Origin of the sequence: Geothrix fermentans DSM 14018, from assembly GCF_000428885.1 — a bacterium.
GTDB classification, from domain to species: domain Bacteria; phylum Acidobacteriota; class Holophagae; order Holophagales; family Holophagaceae; genus Geothrix; species Geothrix fermentans.
In genome coordinates this window covers 25,135-46,962 of record NZ_AUAU01000026.1, presented here as the reverse complement: position 1 = coordinate 46,962, position 21,828 = coordinate 25,135, and the positions used below count along the sequence as shown (strand labels likewise).

22 protein-coding genes are annotated in these 21,828 nt (G+C 70.6%); 10 read left to right on the top strand and 12 right to left on the bottom strand.

Translation table 11 applies throughout. The features are described from left to right. Positions 1-269: 269 nt before the first annotated feature. Entirely contained in the window at positions 270-758 is a 489-nt protein-coding gene (locus G398_RS0109350) for a DinB family protein (protein ID WP_026853405.1), read from the bottom strand. A gap of 84 nt (positions 759-842) precedes the next feature. Between G398_RS0109350 and G398_RS0109345 the strand changes: the two genes are divergently transcribed. Continuing rightward, positions 843-1,244 carry a type II secretion system protein gene (locus tag G398_RS0109345; RefSeq protein ID WP_026853404.1) on the top strand — a complete coding sequence of 134 codons (402 nt, stop codon included), beginning with the start codon at positions 843-845 and terminating at the stop codon, positions 1,242-1,244. 44 nt (positions 1,245-1,288) lie between these two features. Then, a complete protein-coding gene (locus G398_RS0109340) occupies positions 1,289-1,810 on the top strand; it encodes a DUF4149 domain-containing protein (protein WP_026853403.1) in 522 nt (173 codons plus the stop codon). Here the strand turns inward: G398_RS0109340 and G398_RS19655 are convergent. From G398_RS19655 to hflX, 4 genes are read right to left on the bottom strand one after another with little or no spacing between them, the layout of a single operon-like run. Continuing rightward, positions 1,792-2,895, bottom strand: coding sequence for an efflux RND transporter periplasmic adaptor subunit (locus tag G398_RS19655; protein ID WP_052571756.1), 1,104 nt, complete (start codon positions 2,893-2,895; stop codon positions 1,792-1,794). The two genes, G398_RS0109340 and G398_RS19655, sit on opposite strands and share 19 nt — an antisense overlap. Next, the gene (locus G398_RS17465; protein WP_043484553.1) at positions 2,892-6,116 is read right to left on the bottom strand and encodes an efflux RND transporter permease subunit; all 3,225 of its coding nucleotides are present in this window, start codon (positions 6,114-6,116) and stop codon (positions 2,892-2,894) included. The genes G398_RS19655 and G398_RS17465 overlap by 4 nt, the downstream gene beginning before the upstream one ends. A 7-nt stretch (positions 6,117-6,123) precedes the next feature. After that, positions 6,124-6,597 (bottom strand): MarR family winged helix-turn-helix transcriptional regulator, encoded by a 474-nt coding sequence (locus G398_RS19650; protein ID WP_084512380.1) that lies wholly within the window; start codon positions 6,595-6,597, stop codon positions 6,124-6,126. 58 nt (positions 6,598-6,655) lie between these two features. Continuing rightward, positions 6,656-7,846, bottom strand: a complete 1,191-nt coding sequence (hflX, locus tag G398_RS17455; protein ID WP_052571752.1) for a GTPase HflX — start codon at positions 7,844-7,846, stop codon at positions 6,656-6,658. Positions 7,847-7,901: 55 nt separating this feature from the next. Between hflX and G398_RS0109315 the strand changes: the two genes are divergently transcribed. Continuing rightward, the gene (locus tag G398_RS0109315; RefSeq protein ID WP_026853402.1) at positions 7,902-9,128 is read left to right on the top strand and encodes an ABC transporter permease; all 1,227 of its coding nucleotides are present in this window, start codon (positions 7,902-7,904) and stop codon (positions 9,126-9,128) included. 244 nt (positions 9,129-9,372) lie between these two features. After that, the gene (locus G398_RS0109310; protein WP_026853401.1) at positions 9,373-10,023 is read left to right on the top strand and encodes an ABC transporter ATP-binding protein; all 651 of its coding nucleotides are present in this window, start codon (positions 9,373-9,375) and stop codon (positions 10,021-10,023) included. 127 nt (positions 10,024-10,150) lie between these two features. Here the strand turns inward: G398_RS0109310 and G398_RS21945 are convergent, their stop codons facing one another. Together G398_RS21945 and ruvX are read right to left on the bottom strand one after the other, a co-directional pair. Then, positions 10,151-11,026 (bottom strand): NAD(P)-dependent oxidoreductase, encoded by an 876-nt coding sequence (locus G398_RS21945; protein ID WP_026853400.1) that lies wholly within the window; start codon positions 11,024-11,026, stop codon positions 10,151-10,153. 22 nt (positions 11,027-11,048) lie between these two features. Beyond that, positions 11,049-11,486 carry a Holliday junction resolvase RuvX gene (gene ruvX, locus G398_RS0109300; protein WP_026853399.1) on the bottom strand — a complete coding sequence of 146 codons (438 nt, stop codon included), beginning with the start codon at positions 11,484-11,486 and terminating at the stop codon, positions 11,049-11,051. Positions 11,487-11,503: 17 nt separating this feature from the next. Between ruvX and G398_RS0109295 the strand changes: the two genes are divergently transcribed. After that, positions 11,504-11,983: a methylated-DNA--[protein]-cysteine S-methyltransferase gene (locus G398_RS0109295; protein ID WP_026853398.1), complete on the top strand. Its 480-nt coding sequence runs from the start codon at positions 11,504-11,506 to the stop codon at positions 11,981-11,983. Here the strand turns inward: G398_RS0109295 and G398_RS0109290 are convergent. The 3 genes from G398_RS0109290 to G398_RS0109280 form a co-directional block, all read right to left on the bottom strand. Further along, on the bottom strand, positions 11,940-12,629 hold the full coding sequence (locus G398_RS0109290) for an NAD(P)H-binding protein (RefSeq protein WP_026853397.1): 690 nt from the start codon (positions 12,627-12,629) through the stop codon (positions 11,940-11,942). The genes G398_RS0109295 and G398_RS0109290 overlap by 44 nt on opposite strands. Further along, entirely contained in the window at positions 12,626-13,690 is a 1,065-nt protein-coding gene (locus G398_RS17450) for an MBL fold metallo-hydrolase (RefSeq protein ID WP_084512375.1), read from the bottom strand. Before G398_RS17450 ends, G398_RS0109290 begins: the two co-directional genes overlap by 4 nt. Before the next feature lie 97 nt (positions 13,691-13,787). Beyond that, on the bottom strand, positions 13,788-14,705 hold the full coding sequence (locus tag G398_RS0109280) for an oxidoreductase (protein ID WP_043484550.1): 918 nt from the start codon (positions 14,703-14,705) through the stop codon (positions 13,788-13,790). Positions 14,706-14,794: 89 nt separating this feature from the next. On the opposite strand from G398_RS0109280, the gene G398_RS0109275 reads away from it, so the two are divergent. Both G398_RS0109275 and murB read left to right on the top strand, forming a co-directional pair. Further along, on the top strand, positions 14,795-15,364 hold the full coding sequence (locus G398_RS0109275; protein WP_026853395.1) for a TetR/AcrR family transcriptional regulator: 570 nt from the start codon (positions 14,795-14,797) through the stop codon (positions 15,362-15,364). 24 nt (positions 15,365-15,388) lie between these two features. Beyond that, positions 15,389-16,273, top strand: a complete 885-nt coding sequence (murB, locus tag G398_RS0109270) for a UDP-N-acetylmuramate dehydrogenase (protein ID WP_043484547.1) — start codon at positions 15,389-15,391, stop codon at positions 16,271-16,273. A 35-nt stretch (positions 16,274-16,308) separates the two neighbouring features. Here the strand turns inward: murB and G398_RS0109265 are convergent, their stop codons facing one another. Both G398_RS0109265 and G398_RS0109260 read right to left on the bottom strand, forming a co-directional pair. Then, complete coding sequence (locus G398_RS0109265) at positions 16,309-16,701, bottom strand: YciI family protein (protein ID WP_026853393.1); 393 nt, start codon at positions 16,699-16,701, stop codon at positions 16,309-16,311. An 81-nt stretch (positions 16,702-16,782) separates the two neighbouring features. After that, positions 16,783-18,033, bottom strand: a complete 1,251-nt coding sequence (locus G398_RS0109260; protein WP_052571750.1) for an RNA polymerase sigma factor — start codon at positions 18,031-18,033, stop codon at positions 16,783-16,785. 82 nt (positions 18,034-18,115) lie between these two features. Between G398_RS0109260 and G398_RS0109255 the strand changes: the two genes are divergently transcribed. From G398_RS0109255 to ftsZ, 3 genes are all read left to right on the top strand, one after another. Beyond that, a complete protein-coding gene (locus G398_RS0109255; RefSeq protein ID WP_026853391.1) occupies positions 18,116-18,904 on the top strand; it encodes a cell division protein FtsQ/DivIB in 789 nt (262 codons plus the stop codon). A gap of 93 nt (positions 18,905-18,997) precedes the next feature. Next, entirely contained in the window at positions 18,998-20,212 is a 1,215-nt protein-coding gene (gene ftsA, locus G398_RS0109250; RefSeq protein WP_084512369.1) for a cell division protein FtsA, read from the top strand. A gap of 244 nt (positions 20,213-20,456) precedes the next feature. Then, entirely contained in the window at positions 20,457-21,725 is a 1,269-nt protein-coding gene (gene ftsZ, locus G398_RS17445; protein WP_052571747.1) for a cell division protein FtsZ, read from the top strand. The last annotated feature ends 103 nt before the right edge of the window (positions 21,726-21,828 follow it).

The following is a 21,828-nucleotide window of genomic DNA, read 5'->3' as shown; positions in this document are numbered from 1 at the left end:
GGGCCGCTGGCGCAGCCCTTCTTCATGCGCTCCCTATCGCAGGCTGCCCCGCAGCCTGCGATAGCCGGTCGCCCCATGGGCTTCGGCGAGGGCAACTTCCAGGCCCTGTACGACTCCATTGAGCTGGATCAGAAGAAGCGGGGCGTGCTCTGACCTTCGCCGCCTGATTCGCTCCTCGCCTGGGCCCGACTCCGCAGGCTCCCCCGGAGCCTGCTCCGTCACCCGGCGGTCGCGACCATTGAGCTGGATCAGAAGAAGCGGGGCGTGCTCTAACGGGTCCCTGCCAGCCGCTTGATGAGCTGGATCTGCCCACCGTGGTGCAGGTCGTGGGCAACGGCGCCGAGGACGAGGTCCCGGATCCGGTGCTGGGCCTTGGCGGAGGGGCGGTCCAGGTCGGCGGGGCCCAGCACCGCCACGGCGGCCCGCAGGTTCCGGTGCATGCGGTCCAGCAGGGCCAGGTCCGCCTTCCAGCAGGCGGCATCGGCACCCTCCCGGGGGAACCAGTTGGAGCCCTTCAGGGGGAAGGCACCCCGGGGCAGGTCCACCAGCTGGCGCAGTACGGCGTATTTCCAGTAGGCCAGGTGGACCACCAGCTCCTGGATGGAGGGCCGGCCCGGGCCGGGCCGGAGGGAGGCGGCCTCGGCGCCCAGGCCCCGGAGGGCCCCCCTCAGGTTGGCCCCATGCCAGGACTTGCGGTCATAGGCCTGGTCCAGGGCCAGGAGGAGCGTATCGACTTCGCGGGAGCGCTCAGGTGCCATGGTGCCTCCGGATGGCCCCCCAGGATGCCAGCTCCCCGACGCAGGGACGCGGCGGCCCGGGCGGCATTGAGGTAAGGTGGTTCCATGCGCGCCGCCCCCTCCCGCCAGCGCGGGTTCACCCTGCTGGAACTGCTCACGGTCATGACCATCCTGGCCCTGCTGGCCACGGTGGGCCTGGCGGGCTACCGGCACAAGACCCTGGTGGCGCGCGAGGCGGTCCTCAAGGAGAACCTCTTCCAGATCAACCACGCCCTGGAGCAGTACCGGGCCGACCGGGGCAAGTACCCGTCGAGCCTGGGGCCCCTCCGGGAGCTGGGCTACCTCCGGGACATCCCATGGGATCCCATCACCCAGTCCCGGGACACCTGGCAGCTGGAACTGGAAGCTCCCGATCCGGACAACCCCGATGCCGAATTGGGGGTGTGGCGGGTCCGCAGCGGTTCCGCCGACAAGGGCGAGAACGGAATTCCCTACAACGAGTGGTAGGGCGGTCTTCAGTCTTCAGTCTTCAGTCTTCAGTCCAGGGAACCATGAGCCCGAAAAGCCTGCGCTACCTCGATCGCATCTCGGCGGCCCTCCTGTTGCTCTGGGCGGGGGCGGCCCTGGGATTCGGCGTGTTCTCCGCGCCGGTCTTCTTCCAGGAGCTGCCCAGCCGTGACGTGGCGGGCCGCATCGCCGGGCTGATCATCGGCCGACTGGACTGGGCGGCCTGGACGGCCTTCGGGCTGGCGGGCCTCAGCTGGGGCGCCCGCTGGATGGCGGAGCTGCAGGAGGAGGCCATCGGCCCCATCCGCCTCTGGAGCGCCGGGTGGCTGGTGGCCATGCTCATGTGCCTGGCCAGCACCTTCGTGGTGACGCCCAAGGTCCGGGACATCCGCGCCCGCATCGCCGCGCCCGTGGAGACGCTGGCGCCGGACCACGCGGACCGCGTGGCCTACAACAAGGCCCACGGCGTCAGCCGCAACCTCTTCTTCCTGCGCATCGCGCTGGCCCTGGGCCTGGCGGCCACCGTGGGGATGCTGCCCCGGAAGAATCAAGCCCCGGAAGCCTGAACCCGATCCCCGTCCTTCAGGCCCACGGGCGGATTGAGCACCACGGTCTCGCCGGGCTGGAGGCCGCCCAGCACGCGGATCCGCTGGTCCTCCTCCTCCCCGAGCTGGAGCGCCTGGAAGCGCACCGTGCCATCGGCCAGCACCACGGCGGCCAGCGGTTTCCCCTCCCGCAGGACCACGGCCTCAGCGGGCACGGCGAAGCGCCCGGAGGCGGGCAGGTTCAGCCCGGCCCGGATGAAGCCGCCCGCCAGGAAGGCCCGGTCCCGGTTGTCGAGGTCGGCCTCCACCAGCAGGGTGCGGGTCCTGGGATCCAGGGCCCCGGCTACCCGGCTGAGCCGGACCTTGCGGACCACGTCGAGGCGCTCCACCGGACGGACCTCCACTTCGGTCCCCACCTTCACCCGGGCGGCTGCGGTGGCGTCCAGGTACAGGGTGACGCGCAGCCGGTCCACCTGCGCCAGGGTCACCAGGGGCTGGGCCGTGCTGGTGGCGCCGCCGTTCTGCACCAGGGCGCCGGGATCGGCGAAGCGCTGGGTGACCACGCCGCTGAAGGGGGCGCGGACCACCTGGTAGCCCTTCAGGGTGGCCTGGGAGGCCAGCTTGGCCTCGGCCACCCGGGCGTCCGCGTCGGCCTGTTCCACGTCCCGGGGGCTCAGGAGGCCGTCCTTCCCCAGGGACCGGCTGCGCTCGGCGTTCCGGCGCTTGTTCTCCGCGTCCGCCTGGAGGGCCTGGGTATCCCGGTCCGTCTCAGGGGACTCCACCACGGCCACCACCTGCCCTTTGGCCACGGCGCTGCCTTTGTCCACGGGGATGCTCCGCACGAAGCCGCTCACCTTGGCGTAGAGGGTGGTGCTCGCGTAGGGCAGGGCCTCGCCCTCCAGGCTCAGGCCCCGCTCGGAACCCTGGCTGTCCACCTTGGCCACGCGGACGCGGGGGCCGGCCTCCAGCTCGGCCCGGCGGTGCCGGGCCTCCTGTTTCAGACCTGACTGCCGGGCCCAGAGAAGACCGCCCACGCCCAGGAGGGCCACGACCACGGTGAGGGCGCCGCCCAGCTTGAAGGCGGGGGATTCCGGACGCTCGCTCATGCTTCACTCCCTTGCTGTTCTTCCTGGAACCGGCTCTCCAGCAGGTGGGCCGTGGGCGGCTTCTTCCGCAGGAGGCTGTAGATGACGGGCACGATGAAGAGGGTGACGAAGGTGGCCATGAGCAGGCCCCCGATCACCGCCCGGCCCAGGGGCGCGTTCTGGCTGCCGGCCTCGCCCAGGGCCAGGGCCATGGGCACCATGCCGATGATCATGGCGAGGGCCGTCATCAGTACAGGGCGCAGGCGCACCCTGCCCGCCTCCAGGGCCGCGTCCAGGGCGCTGAGGCCCGGGTTCCCGGCCCGTACCTCGTTGGCGAAGCTCACGATGAGGATGGCGTTGGAGGTGGCGATGCCCACGGCCATGATGGCGCCCATGAGGGACTCCACGTTGAAGGTCGTGCCCGTCAGCGCCAGCATCCACAGGATGCCCACCAGGGCCCCGGGCACGGCCGTGATGATGATGAAGGGATCCAGCCAGCTCTGGAAGAGCACGACCATGAGCAGGTAGACCAGGACGATGGCGATGAGGAGGCCGCCGCCCAGGCTCCGGAAGGACTCCCTCATCACCTCGTTCTGGCCCCGGATCCTGATCTTCGTGGTGGGGCCCAGGGGCCCCAGGGCCTTGATCTGGCCTTCGATGTCCTTCACCACGGCGCCCAGGTCCCGCCCATCCACATTGGCCATGACGTCGATGACCCGCTGGATCGTCATGTGGTTGATCTCGCTGGGGGTGCTCACGCGCTGGAGGCTGGCCAGGTTGGAGAGTGGCTGGAAGGGCGCCTGGGCCGCGGGTCCCGCCGGCCGGAAGGGGTCCGTCTGGAGCAGGGCCCCGGAACCCGGCGGGCCGAAGGGCGTGGCGAGGAGCCTGTCCGGCGAGTTCAGGGACGCCAGGGGCGACTTCACGGAGACTGTGTAGTTCACGCCGTTGGCCGGGTTCAGGTAGAAGGAGGGGGCCAGCTGGCCGTTGCCGGAGAGCGACACCAGCAGGCCGTTGGCCACATCGCGCTGGGAGATGCCGGCCCGGGCGGCCCGGAGGCGGTCCACGTCGATGCGGTAGGCCGGGGTGTCCAGGACCTGCTTGACGCGCACATCCACGGCTCCGGGGATGCCCTGGATGCCCGCCTTCAGCCGCTGCGCGAGGTCGGCGCTGGCCCGCAGATTCGGCCCCTCGATCTGGATGTCGATGGGCGCGGCCACGCCGAAGTTCAGCACCTGGCTCACGATGTCCGCGGGCTGGAAGTAGAAGCTGACGCCCGGCAGGCGCTTGGGGAGTTCCTCCCGCAGGCTCGCCATGTGCTCCCGCGTGCGGTGCCCCTCCGGCGCCAGGGAGATGAAGAGGTCCGCGTCCTGGCTGGTGACGTTGTCGCTGGGCAGGAAGGCCATGTTGAAGGCGCTGGGCGTGCCGATGTTGCTGTTCAGTGAGCGCAGCTCCGCCGCGGGGATGAGGGTGCGGATCTCGGACTCGGCCTGGGCCACCATCCGCTCCGTCTCCTCCAGGCGCAGGCCCGGGGGCACGCGCATGTGCAGCTTCATGAGGCCCACATCCACCGTGGGGAAGAAATCCCGGCCGATGACGAAGAGCAAGCCGGAGCTGACGGCCACAAAGGCCAGGGCCACGCCCAGGACGTAGACCCGGTGGTGCAGCACCTGCTCCAGGGCCCGGCCGTAGGCCTCCTGGAGCCGGTCCAGCCAAGCCTCGCGCCGGGCGTTGAAGCGGGCCCACCGGCTGTCCGGATCGGGGTGATCGTGGCCCATGAGCATGCGGGAGAGCGTAGGCACCAGGGTCCGCGACAGCACGTACGAGGCCAGCATGGAGAAGACCACGGCCATGGCCAGGGGCGTGAAGAGGTACTTGGCGGGGCCCACGAGGAGCACCACCGGGAAGAACACGATGCAGATGGCCAGGGTGGCCACGATGGCCGGCACGGCGATCTGGTTGGCGCCGTCGAGGATGGCCACGGTGAGCGGCTTGCCCATGGCCTCGTTGCGGTGGATGTTCTCCACGGCCACGGTGGCGTCGTCCACCAGCATGCCGATGGCGAGGCTGAAGCCGCCCAGGGTCATGATGTTGAGGGTCTGGCCCGAGAGCTTCAGCCCCACCAGGCCCACGAAGATGGCCAGGGGGATGCTGGTGGAGACGATGAGCATGCTGCGCCAGGACCCCAGGAACAGCAGGATCATCAGCGAGACGAGCAGCGACGAGACGAGGGCCTCCTTCGCCACATCCAGGATGGCGGCCCGCACGAAGTGGCTCTGGTCGAAGTCGAACTTCAGCTCCAGGCCCTTGGGGGCCGCGGCCTGGATGCCGGGCAGGGCCTCCTTGGCCGCGTCCACCACCGCCAGGGTGGAGGCGTCCGCCTTCTTGAGGATGGCCAGGTAGGTGGCCCGCTGGCCGTTGATGCGCACGATGTTGGTCTGGTCCGCGAAGCCGTCGTAGACGCGGGCCACATCGCCCAGGAGCACCGGCGCGCCGTTCACCACCTTCACGGGCAGGCTGCTGAAGGCCTCGATGGAGGCGGGGCTGGAGTTGGTGACGATGGGCACCTCGCGGCTGCCCATGCGGGCCACGCCGGCAGGGGTGATGACGTTCTCGGAGGAGAGGGCGTTCACCACGTCCGCGGGGCTGAGGCCCCGGGCCGCCAGCTTGGCCGTGTCGATGTCCACGGAGACCTGGCGCGACTTGCCCCCGAAGGGCCCGGGCGTGGCGAGCCCGGGGATGGTGAAGAGGCGCATGCGGATGAAGTTCAGGGCGTAGTCCACCACCTGCTGCTCGGGCATGGCGTCGCTGCGCGCCGCCAGCTGCACCACGGGGACGTTGCTGGCATTGAATTGGATGACGCTCGGCGCCGTCATGCCCGGCGGCAGGATGCGCAGGATGGTGCTGTTCACGGCGGAGATCTGGGCGATGGCCGAGCCGATGTCCGTCCCCGGCTGGAAGTAGACCCGCAGCAGGCCGATGCCCTGGATGCTCTGGGACTCGATGCGCTCGATGCCGTTGACGGTGGTGGACATGGCGCGCTCGCTGACGGTCACCACCCGCCGCTCCATCTCCTCCGGGGGAAGGCCGCCGTACTGCCAGACCACGGCCACCACGGGGATGTCGATGCTGGGGAAGATGTCCACGGGCATGCGCAGGACGGAGAGGATCCCCATCAGCAGCACCAGCATGCACATGACGGCGGTGGTGTAGGGGCGGCGGAGGGCAAGCCGGACGATCCACATGGCGTGCCTACTTCCCTTCCGCGGAGCCCGTCAGCTCCTCGTCCATCCGGTCCAGGTTGTCCATGACCGAAGCCAGGATGTCCCGCAGGCGGTCCCGGTCCTCGGGCGCCAGCCCCTGCTCCATCCCCTCGCGCATGGACTGGCGGAAGCCCCGCAGCTGCCGCACCAGCGGCTCCGCCTCGGGCAGGAGGTGGAACAGCACGCGGCGCCGGTGGGCCGGGTCCGCGGCGGCAAGCACGAGACCCCGGTCCTGAAGGGTCTTGAGGATCCGGGTGGCCGTGGGCTTGTCCATCCAGGTGCTCCGGGCCAGGTCGCCGTGGCAGCGGCCGTCCTTCTCGGCCACGGCCATCAGAAGCTGGAACTGCTGGGGCGTCAGCCCGTACGGGGCCAGCCGGCGCCCGGCCACCTGGCGCATGCGGCTCTTCACGGCGGTGATCACGTGGGACAGGCTGGCGGTCTTCCAGGAGGCTTTTAGTTGCATAAGCAACTATCTTAGGAAAGGGCCAGCCCCGCGTCCATACCCAAACCGTGTCCGGATCTCAGAATGCCGGGGTGGGCTCCGGCAGCTCCCAGTCCTCCAGTTCCCGGGGTTTGGGCGGGCCGGGGATGAGCTCCCGGAGCCAGGCCCGGATCTCGGGGATGCCCGTGGCATGGAGGGCGCAGGCCTGGACGGCGCCCGGGTGCCGCTTCTTCAGGTCCAGCTTCTGGGGGCGATGCAGGCGGTCCACCTGGTTCAGCACCAGCAGCCGGGGCTGGGCGTCGCCCTCCTCGGGGGCGCAGCCGATCTCCCGCAGGGTGGCGCCCACCACCCGCAGGTGGTCCTCCAGGTCCGGGTGGGCGGCATCGGCCACCACCAGCAGGGCATCCGCCGTGCGCACCTCGCCCAGGGTGCTGCGGAAGGCCGCCACCAGCTGGTGGGGCAGCTTGCGGATGAAGCCCACGGTGTCGGCCACCAGGCAGTGCTTGGGCGCCGTGCTGCCCTCGCCGGTCTCCGGGTCGAAGTCCTGGCCCAGCCAGGCCTTGCGGGTGGTGGTGTCGAGGGTGGCGAAGAGGAGGTCCCGCGGTTCGCCTTCGCCCGTGAGGGCCTTCAGCAGGGTGGTCTTGCCCGCGTTGGTGTAGCCCACCAGGGCCACCCGGGGCAGGCCCTGGGGCCGGCCCTGGCGCTGGGTCTCCCGCACGGTTTCGAGGTGGGTGAGTTCCCGCTTGAGCTGGCTGATGCGGGTGCGGATCATGCGGCGGTCCACCTCGATCTGGGTCTCGCCGGGCCCGCCGCGAAGACCCACGCCGCCCCCCTGGCGCTCCAGGTGGGTCCAGGCGCCCTTCAGGCGGGGCAGCTCGTACTCCAGCCGGGCCAGCTCCACCTGGGCCCTGGCCTCCCGGGTCTGGGCCCGCTGCTCGAAGATGCTGAGGATGAGGCCCGTGCGGTCCAGGCAGGTGAGGTTGGTGAGCTTCTGGATGGCGTTCACCTGGCTGCCGCTCAGCTCGTCGTCGCAGATGAGGTGGCGCACCCCCTGCCGGGCGGCCTCGTCCGCCAGGGCCTGGAGCTGACCCGAGCCGTAGAACGTGCGCGGCGCCACCTGGGGCCGCTTGAGCCGGCGCCGGGTCCAGACCTCGAAGCCGCAGCTGCGGGCCAGCTCCGCCAGCTCCAGCAGGTGGTCCTCGATGGGGTCCTCCCGGTCCTCGGGGCCCTGGCGGGCGATGAGCAGACAGCGGGGCGGGGTTTCGGCCATGAGGTCAATCTGCCGCGCCGGAGGGCATTCATCAAGTCCCGGCTACCCTGGATCCATGGCCCTGTTCGAACGCACCATCGCCGACCGCTACCTGAAGACCCACCGGAAGGGGGCCTTTGTGCGGACCATGGTGCGCTTCGCCCGGGGCGGCACGGCCCTGGGCGTCTTCGCCATGGTGGTGACTCTGGCCGTGATGAACGGCTTCCATGAGGAGATCCAGGCCACCCTCTTCAGCGCCACGGCCCACTTCACCGTCTTCAACCTGGGCGGGGACATTCCGGATACCGAAGGGGCATTGAAGGCCATCCGCGCCGTGCCTGGGGTGCAGGCCGCCTCGCCCATCCGGCTGGAGAAGGGCCTGCTGCGCCGGCCCGACAGCGAGATGCCGCCGGAAACCGTGGTGGTGAAGGCCGTGGACCCCGCCACCGCCCACGGGACCTCCAGCATCTTCGACTCCATGCAGCCCGCCCCCGTGGAGCAGCTCAAGGAGGGGGAGATCGTCCTGGGCAAGGAGCTGGCCCAGCGACTGGGTCTCAAGGTGGGCGACACCGTGGCCCTGGCCGTCTTCCGGCTGGAGCTGGGCCTGGGCGGCCAGCAGCCCAAGGTGGCGGCCTTCCGCGTGGCGGGCACCTTCCACAGCCACAGCTCCGAGTACGACAAGGCCTGGGCCTTCATCCACCTCGCGGACGCCATCCGGATCGCCCGCTCCGAGGGCCGGGCCGAGATGATCGAGGTCCGCGCCACCAGCATCGACGCCATCGCGGACGTGAAGCCCCGGGTGCTCCAGGCCCTGGGCCCGGCCTTCCAGGCCACGGACCTGCGGGAGTCCAACAAGGCCCTCTTCGCGGCGCTCACCGTGGAGAAGTGGGCCTTCGCCTCCATCCTCAGCCTCATCGTGCTGGTGGCGGCCTTCAACATCGTGGCCTCCCTGGTGCTGCTGGTGACGGAGAAGCGCCGGGACCTGGGCGTGCTGCTGGCGCTGGGCGCCACGCCGAAGCAGATCCAGCGGCTCTTCGAGCTGCAGGGCCTGCGCATCGGCGCCGTGGGCACAGCCTGGGGCCTGGGCATCAGCGTGCCCATGTGCCTCATCCTCGACCGCTGGAAGCTCCTGAAGCTGCCGGCGGCCGTCTACGACTTCATCACCTACATGCCCTTCCGCCTGAAGGTGCTGGACGTCGTCCTCGTGGCCATCTTCCCCCTGCTGGTCTCCTGGCTGGCTGCGCGGTACCCCGCCAAGAAGGCCGCGGCCCTGGACCCCGTCGACGCGCTGAGGGCCGAATGAAGCTCGTGCAACCGTGCGTTCAACCCATCAAGATCCACCACGGAGACACGGAGTATGGGCTGACTGAATGCACCGGGCCCGGATCCTTGCAAGGGGATCCGAGCCCGGTGCATTCAGTCCATTCCGGCTTGGCCGGAATGGGCCTTTGGCCAGCCCATGCACGGAGGAACCACAGAGGCCTCCGTGACGCCTCCGCGAGTTCCGTGTCTCCGTGGTGGATCACTAGCCCTGGGTGCGAGGTGCCATGATCGGACAGCCCCTTTCCATCACTGGCCTGCACAAGACCTACCCCGGCAACGCCCATCCCGTCTTCGACGGCTTCTCGCTGGACGTCGAGGCCGGCAGCCTCTGCGCCGTGGTGGGCGTCTCCGGCGTGGGCAAGACCACACTCCTGAACTGCATCGCGGGCCTGGATCACTGGGAGGGCGGCGGCATCGCCGTGGGCGGAGAGCCCGTGCCCGAGGGCGCCGAGGCCCGGGCCCTCTACCGCCGTCGCCGCGTGGGCCTGGCCTTCCAGCAGCCCCACCTGCTGCCGGAGTTCACCGTGCGGGAGAACCTGCGCATGCCTCTGCTCATCGACGGCGACGGCTCCGCCGGGGCCGAGGCCTGGATCGGACAGCTCCTGTCCACCGTGGGTCTGGGCGATCTCGGCGAGCGGCTGCCGGGCCAGCTCTCCGGCGGCCAGGCCGCCCGCGCCGGACTGGCCCGCGCCCTGGTGCGCAAGCCCGCCCTCTGGCTGCTGGACGAGCCCACGGGCAACCTGGATCCCGCCACCGCCGAGGAGGTATTCGGCTTCCTGCTGGACCTCCACGCCGAACTGCGCCCCACCACTCTCCTCGTCACCCACAACCCGGGCCTGGCCGAGCGCTGCATGCGGACCGTACGGCTGGGCTGAGGGCCGTTCCAGGCGGAAAGCGGAAATTCCCACCACCAAGACACCAAGGCACCAAGAAAAGCTTTCTTCAGTTCTTGGTGCCTTGGTGTCTTGGTGGTGATCTTTTGTCTTTCAGTCCCTGCCGGGCTCAAAGCCCCGCGTCCTCGCGGCTGATGCGGGAGAGGGCGGCCAGGTCCTGGTCGCCGTAGCCCCGGGCCACGGCGGACAGGAGGCGGTCCCGCAGGAGGCTGGCGATGGGCAGGGGGGCCTGGTAGGCCTCGGCGGCGCGGAGGGCCAGGCTCACGTCCTTCAGGCCCAGGCGCAGGGCGAAGCCCGCGGGCTCGAAGTCGCCCCGCACCACGGCGCCCCCGTAGGCGTCCGCCAGGGGGGATTTCAGCAGGGCCGTGTTGAGGATATTCAGCGTGGTCTCCGGCGCCACGCCCGCCTTCTCGCCGAAGGCGAAGGCCTCGCTCAGCGCCTCCACGGCGGTGACGAGGAGGCTGTTGCCCGCCAGCTTCATGGCGTGGGCCGTGGAGGCCCGGCCCCCCAGGGGGAAGACGCCCTGGCCCAGGGCCTGGAACAGCGGCTGGCACTTGGCCACCTGGTCCTCGGGGCCCGCGGCCAGGATCCAGAGCTGGCCCGAAGCCGCCGCGGGCGGGCGGCCGAAGACCGGCGCCGCCACGTAGCCCTGCCTCGCCTCGGCGTGGGCCTCGCCCAAGCGGGCGGAGGTGGCGATACCGATGGTGCTCATGGACACGTGGATGGCATCCGGGGCCAGGGCCTCCAGGAGCCCTCCGGGCCCGAAGGTAATGGCCTCCTCCGCGGCGTCGTCCGAGAGCATGGTCACGGCCACCTCCGCGCCTTCCACGGCCTCCCGCACCGACCCGGCGACGCGCGCGCCCAGCGCCTCGAAGGGCTTGGCCCGGGCCATGTCCCGGTTGAACACCGCCAGCTCGAAGGCGCCCACCAGCCGGCGCGCCATGGGATCGCCCATCCGTCCCAGGCCCAGGAATGCGATGCGCATGCTTCCCTCCCGTGGTGGGGATTCAATCCAGGGAGCTGGCGGGTATCCCCTTGGCCCGCCGGTCCTCCAGCAGCTCGTCCAGGATGACCGCCGCCGCGGCCGCGTCCAGCAGGAGCTTGCGCTTCTCGGGCTTCACCCCCCGCTCCCGCAGGAGCCGCTCGGCTTCGGCGCTGCTCAGGTGCTCGTTCACGAAGCGCAGGGGCAGGCCCGTGCGCTGGGCCAGGGCCTCGCCGAAGGCCCGGGCCGCGGGGGCCGTGGCGCTCTCGGCGCCGTCCTTGTGGCGGGGCAGCCCCACGCAGAGGGCCTGCACACCCTCCTCCCTGCACAGCCGCGCCAGCCGCTCCAGCGTGCGGACCTCCTCCTGGGGCCACACCTCGAAGGGCGAGGCCAGGATCTCCAGCTCATCCGAGAAGGCGAGGCCGATCTTCTTCGTGCCGTGGTCGAGGGCGAGCCAGCGCATCCTGCCATCCTAGCCCCATGACACGGCACCTCCTCACCTTCGCCACCGCCCTGGGCCGCCTGCGCCTGGGCTGGACGGCGGAGGGGATCTGCCTGCTGCGCTTCACGGACACCCTGGATCGAGAAGAGGCCCGGGAAGCCCCGGCCTGGGTGCTGGAGGCCGTACGGCGGCTCATGGCCCACCTCTCGGGCAGCCCCCAGGACCTGACCCGGATCCCCCTGGACCTCTCGGCCCTGACGCCCTTCCAGCTTCGTGTGGCCGAAGTGCTGCGGGCCACGCGGCCCGGCCAGAGCCTCGCCTACGGCGAGGTGGCCCTGCTGGCGGGCCGGCCCGGAGCGGCGCGGGCCGTGGGTCAAGCCGTGAAGGCGAATCCCGTGCTCATCCTCGTGCCCTGCCACCGCGTGGTGGGCGCGAAGGACGAGGGTGGCTGGAGCGCCTTCGGATCGCCCGAGGTCAAGGCGCGGCTGATCGAGTTGGAGGCGCCCCGAGGACAATGAGGTCGGCGGCCTCGAGGATGGCCGTGGGTGCCCCCTCCCGTGCCACGCGGAGCATGGCCCTGCCCAGTTCCTCCGTGGTGAGGATGGCCTTCGGGAACAGGCGCCGCAGCAGAGGGAACGCGGGCCTCATCAGGGTGTAGATGGCCTGGTACCAGCCCGTCCGGGACCGGATGCCGTGCAGGGGTTGGATGAGGCCGGGGCGGAAGAGATACACCGCCTTGAAGGGCAGGCGCCGCAGGGCGTTCTCGGTCCGTCCCTTCACCCGCGCCCACATGGTGCGGCCCTGCTCGGTGCTGTCCGTCCCCGCGCCGGAGACGTAGACGAAGGTCATGGCGGGATTGAGCCGGGCGAGGGTCTCCGCCGCGGCCAGCGTCAGGTCGTGGGTCAGGCGGCGGTACTCGGCTTCGCCCAGCCCGGCCGCGGACACGCCCAGGCAGAAGAAGCAGGCGTCGAGTCCGGTGAGATCCGGTTCGACCACGCGGTAGTCGAAGAAGTCCCCGTGGACGAGCTCCCGCAGCTTGGCATGGGTCTGCCCCGAGGGCTTCCGCACGAGGGCCATCACCTGGGTGACGCCGGGATCCCGCAGGCACTCGCGCAGCACGCCCTGGCCGACCATGCCCGTGGCGCCGAAGAGCAGGACCTTCATGGCAGGCCTCCTTCCGCGATGGGCTGCCGCCCGTCCAGCGTGGCACGGATGGGGACCTCCGCTCCGGTCTTCCAGGGCAGCGCGGGCCACCAGCGCCGGCTGGGCGGCTCCCCGCTGAGCTCGAAGCCCTCGCCCGGCCGGGGCAGCGCCACGGTGACGCCCACCTGGTCCGCCGCGGCCAGCACGCGCTCCACGGGCTCCGTCCAGCCGTGGGCCGCCAGGTTGAAGAGGCCCCAGTGGATGGGCAGGAGCACGCGGCCCCGCACCATCCGGTGGGCCTGCACGGCCTGCTCCGGGCCCAGGTGCCAGTCGGGCCAGGCCGGGTTGTAGGCGCCGGCCTCGATCATGGCCAGGTCGAAGGGGCCCAGGCGCTCGCCGATGTCGGCCAGGCCCGGGAACATCCCCGTGTCCCCGGAGAAGTAGGCCCGGTGCCGGGGCCCCAGGAAGGCGAAGCCGCCCCACAGGGTCTTGTCCTTGTCCCGGAGGCCGCGGCCCGAGGCGTGGCGGGCCGGAACGAGCACCACCTCCAGCTCGCCCACCCGCACGGACTCCCACCAGTCCAGTTCGGTGACGCGGCCCGCGGGCACGCCCCAGCGGATCAGCCGCGCGCCCACGCCCAGGGGCACCACGAAGCGCGTGTCCCAGTCCTTCAGGCGGCGCAGGGTGCCCTCGTCCAGGTGGTCGTAGTGGTCGTGGGAGATGGCCACCACCTGGGGCACGGGCACCTCGTCCAGGGCGATGAGCGGTGCGTAGAAGCGCTTGGGCCCGGCCCACCCGAGGGGCGAGGCGCGCTTGCCCCACACGGGATCCGTGAGGATGCGCGTGCCGTCCACGTCCAGATACACGGTGGAGTGGCCCAGCCACGTGGCCCGCAGGCCCGGGGGGGCCTCCGCGGCCAAGTCCGCCCGGGTGGGATGGACCACGGGCAGCTCGGCCTGGGGGCTGGCGTTCGGATCCCTCCGGAACATGGCGCCGAGCATGCCCCGGGTGTCGTTCCAGAGGGGCTGGGGGTTCCGGAAGCGCCCATCGCGCCACTGGGAAGATTGGGGGGATCGGTCCATGCGGGGACTCCTCAGGAAGTCGGGGGAGGAACCGGCAGCCCAGAAGCCTCCCGCCACCAGAGCGGCGAGGACCAGGGCCCCGGCTTTTCGAAAACGGTCAGAGCGGATACACCACCCCCGTGCTCTGCTCGGAGAGCCGCCACATCCAGCGCTGGAGCCCCTCGTCCCGGGAGCGGGCATCGGACTGGACCGGCATGGGCGCCCCCTTCATCTCCTGGAAGCCCGAGGGCCCGAAGTACTCGCCGCCCTTCACGGCGGGATCCGTGGCCGCCCGCAGCAGGGGCTGGGCGCCGCCGAAGGCGTCCTGGCTCAGCAGGCTCTCCAGGCCCGCGACGCGGAGCCAGCTGATCCAGCCCGCGTGGCGCTGGAGCTCCGTCCGGGCCCAGCCGGGATGCGCAGCCACCGAGCGCGTCGCCGCTCCGGCCGCCGCCAGGCGGCGATCCAGCTCGTAGGCGAAGAGGAGGTTCGCCAGCTTGGACTGGCCGTAGGCGGCCCAGGCCCGGTAGCCGCGCTCGAAGTTCAGGTCGTCGGCGTAGATGCGGCCCATCCGGTGGGCGTTGCTGCTCATGGTCGCCACGCGGGAGCCCGGGGTGGCCAGCAGGCGGTCCATCAGAAGACCGGTCAGCGCGAAGGGGCCGAAGTGGTTGGTGCCGAGCTGCAGCTCGAAGCCGTCCTCGGTCTTTCCATAAGGAGGGACCATGACGCCGGCGTTGTTGAGGAGCAGGTCCAGCCGGTCGAAGCGGCCGAGGAGGTCCGCGGCGGCCTGCCGGACGGAGGCCAGGGAGGCCAGGTCCAGGCCCTGGACCTCCACCCGGGCCCCGGGGTGGAGCACTCGGATGCGCTGGGCGGCCTCCCCGGCCTTGGGCAGATTGCGGCAGGCCAGGACCACCGTGGCCCGGCAGGCCGCCAGGATGCGGGCCGCCTCATACCCCGTGCCGGAGGTGGCCCCGGTGACCACGGCCACCCGGCCGGTCTGGTTGGGCACTTGGGCCCAGGTCCAAGGTTCTTGTCTCATGTGGCTCTCCAACTAGGATTTGACATTCAGACGAATAATGTCAGTGCGTTCATATTGACAATCGGACACATTTTGTCAATCCTCATTTCATGGGCAGCGACAAGAGGTCCCGGGTCCTCGAGGCCGCCGAATCCGTGTTCCTCCGCCACGGCTACCGGCGGACCACCATGGGCGACCTCGCCGAGGCCGCCGGCATGTCCCGGCCCGCCCTCTACCTGGTCTTCTGCCGCAAGGAGGAGGTCTTCGAGGCCGTCCTCCGGTCCTTCACGGCCCGCACCCTGGAGGAGGTCCGCCAGGGCCTGGGCGCCCGGACCACCCCCCTGGAAAAGCTCCGCTTCGCCTTCGAGCTCTGGGCCGTCCGGCCCTTCGGGCTCTTCGCGGCCTCGCCGGAGTTCCGGGAGCCCGCCCACACCGGCCTCGCCTTCGCGAAACCCGCCATCGACCAGGCCATCGCGGCCTTTGAGGTCGAGCTGGCGGCCATCCTCGCGCCCCTGGGCGCGGGTACCCTGCCTCCAGAGCAGATCGCCCGGGTCCTCACCCGCGCCGTCCACGGCTTCAAGGAGACCGCCAAAGACGCCGACGAGCTCCGCGCCATGATCGACGGCCTGCTGGAGATGGTGCTGGCCTCCCTCCGGCCCGCGCCGGAAGCCGGGAGCTGAGCCGGTTCGTCCATACTGGAATCGATGACGCGCCCCCTGCCCGACGAGCTGCTGAAGGTGCCCCACCGCCGGGACGTGCCCTTCGCGCGCCTCACGACGCTGGGCGTCGGAGGCGTCTGCCGCTGGCTCTTCGAGCCCACGACCGAGGATGAGGCCCAGGCCTTCGTCCGCGCCTGCGCCCGGGAGGGCCTGCCCTGGCGGGTGCTGGGAGGCGGCTCGAACCTGGTGGTGCTGGGCGACATCGACACGCCGGTGCTGCGCCTGGCCCTGCCGAAGACGGTCCAGCGCGACGGCGCGCGCCTCACGGCTCCCGCCAGCCACGGCCACATCGCCCTGGCGGAGGCCGCTGCGGCGGCGGGACTCTCGGGCCTGGAGTTCGCCAGCGGCATACCCGGCTCCCTCGGCGGCGCCATCCGCATGAACGCCGGGGCCTACGGCCGGGAGTGGGTGGACGTGCTGGAGCGCTACCGCTTCCTCACGCCCGAGGGCGACCTGGTGGAGAAGGCCCCGGATCCCGGCGAGTTCCGCTACCGCTGGAGCTTCCTCACGGGGGGCCGCGTGGTGCTCTCCGCCACGGCCCGGCTGGCGGAAGGCGATCCCGCCACCATCCGGGCCCAGGTGGCCGAGTACCGGCAGAAGCGCGGCACCAGCCAGCCGCTGTCGAAGCGCAACGCCGGCTGCATCTTCAAGAACCCGCCGGGCCAGAGCGCCGGCCGCCTCATCGACCAGGCGGGCCTCAAGGGCCTGCGCGTGGGCGACGCCGAGGTGAGCCCCGAACACGCCAACTTCCTCATCAACCACGGCCACGCCACCGCCGCCCAGTTCGCGGAGCTGATGGAGCGGGTGCAGACCGCCGTGCGGGAGCGCTGGGGGGTGGCCCTGGAACCCGAAGTGGAGATCTGGCGGTAGGGTCCAGGGCCGCCCGTCGAACGCGATCCCCGCGCCTATTTCAAGGCGGCGCGGCGCTGCTCGCTTTCGCGGATCATCGGGGTGAGGTCCGCGGCGGGGCGGATCTCCCAGGGGCCCATCTTCAGCCCCGGATGGTTCGAGATCAGATGGATGGCGTGGTTGAGATCCCTGGCCTCCAGGATCAAGAGACCACCCAACAGCTCCTTGGTCTCGGCATAGGGGCCGTCCGTCACGGACACCTTGCCTTCCTTGTATCGCACCATGACGGCGGTATCCGGGCCCTGCAGCCCCTCCCCGCCGACCCAGTGGCCGTCCTTCTTCAGCCCCTCGTCGTAGGTGAAGCACGCATCGAACCTGTCGTGTTGCTCGCTTTGGGAGAGGGTCGCCCACTGCTGGACGTCGAGGTACCCGAAGCAGATGTATTTCATGGGTGGCTCCTTGGGGGTCGTCTTGACCGCCTTCACCCCCTGGTCGTTCGAGGAGGAACCCTTTCGACAGGGCCCGAAACATTATTTCTGGAGCTCGACCAGACGCCGTTCGAGGAACCGCCGCTCGGGCTCCTGCCGGGCCAGCCCCAGGGCCTGGCGGTAGGAGTCGATCGCCTCCCCGGTTCTCCCCAGCCGGCGGCAGAGGTCCGCCCTGGCGGAGTGGGCCAGGTGGTACTCCGCCAGTTCGCGGCGCCCCAGAAGGGCGTCGATGAGGTCCAGCCCGGCCCGGGGGCCGTCCCGCATGGCCACGGCCACCGCCCGGTTGAGTTCGACCACGGGCGAGGGCGCGATCCGGAGGAGGAGGGTGTAGAGCCCGATGATCCGGGTCCAGTCCGTGGCGGATCCTTGGACAGCCTCGGCATGGACGGCGGCGATGGCGGCCTGGAGTGTGTAGGGTCCGACCCGGCGGGAGGCCAGGGCCCGCTCCGCCAGCGCCTTCCCCTCGGCCATCAGGGCCCGGTCCCACAGGGAGCGGTCCTGGTCCTCCAGCAGCACCAGGTCCCCCGCCGGCGAGGTCCGCGCGGCCCTCCGGGACTCCTGGAGCAGCATGAGGGCGAGCAGGCCCCTCACCTCCGGATCCGGCAGCAGCTCAAGGAGCAGCCGGCCCAGGCGGACGGCCTCGCCCGAGAGGTCCGGACGCGTCAGCGCCGCTCCCGAGGAGGCGGAGTAGCCTTCGTTGAACACGAGGTAGACGACCTTCAGCACCGCGTCCAGCCGGTCCGGCAGTTCCTCCCGGCCGGGGACTTCGTAGGGAATGCCGGCGTCCCGGATCTTCGACTTGGCCCGGACGATCCGCTGGGCCAGCGTCGATGGGGCGGTGAGGAAGGCGCGCGCGATGGCCTCCGTCGTCAGGCCGCACACCTCCCGGAGGGTCAGGGCGGCGCTGGCTTCCGGCGACAGGGCCGGATGGCAGCAGGTGAAGATGAGCCGAAGCCGGTCATCTTCAATACCTTCTTGCCCTTCCATGAACCCTGGCGCTTCTTCGTCGGGGATCTCCGCCAGGCCTTCGAGCGGGGTTTTGAAACGGGCGGACCGCCTCAGGCGGTCGATGGCCTTGAAGCGGCCCGTGGAGACCAGCCAGGCCCTGGGGTTCCGGGGCACGCCATCCCTGGGCCAGGATTCCAGCGCGGCCGTGAACGCATCATGCATGCCGTCCTCGGCCAGGTCGAAATCCCCGAGCAACCGGATCAGCGTGGCCAGGATCCGGCGCGACTCCGAGCGGAAGAGCGCATCAAGGAGATCCGGAATGCCTCCGGGGGCGGTCGCGGCCATGGGGCATCCTCCCAGCTTTTCGAGGATGGGGGATGCTTCCGGATCATTCGGGCCGCCGCCCCCAGGCGGTAGACTGACCCCCATGCCCATGCTCCCCCGCACCCGTCCCAAGCGCCCCTGGTTCCCCTGGGTGCGGGCGGGACTCACGGTGGTGGTGCTGGGCGGGGTGGCCTGGGGGCTCATGGAGGTGGGCACCCGGTACCTGGGCCTCCAGAAGCTCACCATCGAGCAGGTGAATGTGAGCGGCTGCCGGGGCGAGCGCCAGGCGGAGATCCAGGCCCTGGCGGAGAAGCTGGTGCTGGGCAAGCCCCTCTTCTGGGTGGATGCAGAGGAGTTGCGGGCCCGCATCGAGGCCAAGCGCTGGGTGAGGAACCTCCTGATCCGCAAGGACCCCCCGGACCGGCTGAGCCTCGTGGTGGAGGAGCGGCATCCCGTGCTCTGGCTGGTGCGGAGCAACGGCGTGTTCCTGGTGTCGGACGACGGCATCCTCCTGGACCGGGTGAGCCAGGCGAACCTAAGCCCCATTCCCGTGGTGGTGGATCCCGCCAGCCAGACGGACCAGGGTCTGGCCCGGCTTGTGAGCGCAGCACGGGCTCTGAGGGAAAAACAGGGAGGATTTTACGATCGGCTGACGGAGCTGAGGTGGAGCTCGAAGGGGCCCGTGGCCTACATCGAGGGTCTCCCGGCCCCCATCTATCTCTCCCGCCAGGATGTGACGAAAAACGTGCCCAATTTTCAGGGTCTCTTCGTGGATCGCCTGTCCCAGCGGCCGGATCTGGCCCGGCTCCGCTACATCGACCTTCGCTGGGACGAGGAGGTCGCCGTGGGGGAACCCGAGGAGGCCTCCCCCGCCGCCAAGACGCCACGCTGACCTCCGCGGGAAGAAAGCGGCGTTTTTTCCGTGCGCAAGGGCTCGAACCCGGCACGGAAGTGGTGTAAACCTAGAGCAAGGAAAAGGATCTTCATGCCTCAGCGTGCCGTTCTCCTAGGGCTCGACCTCGGTGCAAGCAAAGTGGTGGCGGTGGTGGCCGTCCAGGAAGAAGACGGGACGCTGAACGTGACAGGCACCGGCCAGGCCTCGCCCCAGGGCGGCTTCACGCAGGGCCAGATCACGGACATGGACCTCTGCACCCGCGCCATCGTGCGGGCGGTGGAGGAGGCCATGAACACCGCGGGCCAGACCAAGGTGGACGGCATCCGCGTGGCCGTGGACGGCATCCAGTTCAAGGGCGAGAACCTCCGCGACTCCATCACCATCAGCAGCAGCGACAAGATCATCAGCACCTCGGACCGGGATCGGGTGCTGGAGCAGGCCACCAACGGCTGCAAGCTGGCCAAGGAGGAGCTGGTCCTCCACCGCATCCCCCAGATGTTCCACATCAAGGGCCAGCGCGACATCCGGAACCCCGTGGGCATGTTCGGCGAGTCGCTGGAGGCCGAGGTCCGCATCGTCGTGGCCCCCAGCCCCGTGATCATGAACATCCAGCTGGCACTGAAGAATGCGGGCCTGCACGGCGCCGAGCTGATGTACTCGCCCCTGGCCAGCGCCGAGGCGGTGCTCTCCCGCGAGGACCGCCAGAACGGCGCCGTGGTGGTGGACATCGGCGAGCACCTCACCCACCTGGGCATCTTCCTGCACGGCACCCTCTTCCATTCCGCGGTCATCCCCATCGGCGGCATGCACTTCACCCGCGACCTGGAGATCACCAAGCACCTGGGCGGCATCGCCGCCTCCGAGCGCATCAAGATCCGCTTCGGCACCGTGCTGCCCAGCCAGGTGCCCGGCGAGGAGTCCATCGAGCTCGAGGAGGAGGGGCGCCTGGTACCCCGGCGGGAGATCGCCGAGGTGCTCCAGGCCCGGGCCGCGGAGCTGCTGAACCTGGTGCTGGCCGAGATGGGCCGCACGGGCCTCATGCACGAGATCCACGGCGGCGTGCACCTGGTGGGCGGCGGGGCCCTCCTCACCCACCTCGCCATCCTCGCCCAGACCATCCTGGGCCGGCCCCGCGTGGTGCTGGGCCGCATCATGGGCGTGGGTGGCCTGCCCCAGGCCACCGGCAATCCCTACTTCGTGAACGCCCTGGGCGCGGTGAAGGCCCTGGCCCGCGACATGGGCGAGACCCACAGCAAGCAGGACCGGGGCGACGGTTTCCTCGGTCGTTTCAAGAAGCTGTTCTGATCCAAAAGATCCACCACGGAGACACGGAGATCACTGAGAACCACTCAGAGAAAACCACGGAGAAAAGACCTGGTACCTCTTACGCGAGCCCCCCTCGCCCTCCATCTTCCTCCTGGACTTCATCGCCACTGCAAACCCTTTCGACGGCCCCCCTCATGTCTTTCTCCGTGCCTTTCTCCATCTGTTCCTCCGCGTCTCCGTGGTGAATCCTTCCGAATCCCTCGTCCCCCAATCGGGAGTTCCGATGACCGAGACCCCCTTCCTCCCCTGCCCCCACAGCCTGCCCGGCGCCAACATCAAGGTGCTCGGCGTGGGCGGCGCGGGCTGCAACGCCATCAACCGCATGATCGAGAGCGGCGTCACTGGCGTGCAGTTCATCGCCATGAACACGGACCAACAGAGCCTGTCCATGAGCAAGGCCCACCTCAAGCTGCCCCTGGGGCCCCAGAGCAGCCGGGGGCTAGGTGCGGGCGGCAATGCCGAGCGCGGCGCCGTGGCCGCCGAGGAGAGCCGCGAGGAAGTGCTGGCGGCCCTGCAGGGCGCCGACATGGTCTTCATCACCGGCGGCATGGGCGGCGGCACGGGCACGGGCGCGGCGCCGGTGCTGGCCAGCTTCGCCCGGGAGCTGGGCGCCCTCACCGTGGCCGTGGTGCTCACTCCCTTCGCCTGGGAGGGCCGCAAGAAGGGCGACCTGGCCCTCTCGGGCCTGAACAACCTGCGCAGCACCGCCGACACGGTCATCGTGGTGAGCAATGAGCGGCTGAAGACCGTCTGCGACAAGCGGGTGACCATGAAGGAGGCCTTCCGCGTGGCGGACGGCGTGCTCATCCAAGGCGTGCGCGGCATCGCGGACCTCATCCTCAAGCCCGGCATCATCAACGGCGACTTCGCCGACGTGGAGGCCGTGCTCCGCAACGGCGGCGAGGCCCTCATCGGCACCGGCGCAGGCCGCGGCGAGGACGCCGTCATGGACGCCCTCAAGAAGGCCCTGGCCTGCCCCCTGCTGGAGCGCGCCCAGACCGGCGCCGCTGCCAACGTCATGGTGTCCATCACCGCCGACTGGGAGGTCATGGAGGCCACGGCCATCGAGACCGCCATGAACTACCTCCAGGACCACTACAGCGGCCGGCCCGACATCAAGGCCTGCACCGTGGAGGGCGAAGGCATGGAGGACCGCGTCCTGGTCACCATCCTGGCCAGCGGCTTCGACGGGGAGGAGGAGCTCCAGAAGGGCCGCCGGGACAGCCTGCACCTGGGCATCCCCCTGGAGGCCGTCCTTCCCGCCAGCTCCACCGCGCTGGTCGTGCCGGCGGATGGCCAGGCCGTGCTCCCCGCGAATGGCGTCAGCGGCCGCGTCTACGGCGAGGTGCCCGCGGGCGAGCCCCAGGGCCCCACGCCCACCCGCCTCCTGCCCCAGGCCCCCACCCCCAGCGGCGAGCTGCCCGGCGGCAACGACGACCTCCACGTGCCCGCCATCATCCGCATGGGCCAGGGACGCCTGCCCATCGAGTAGGGTCGCGGCGGCCGGCCCCATCCACGGTCCCGGACGCGAATTCCCCTCCATTCCCTGCGCCCGGACGGAGCCAGGGTCGGGAGGATCGGCGCCCGCCACCGGC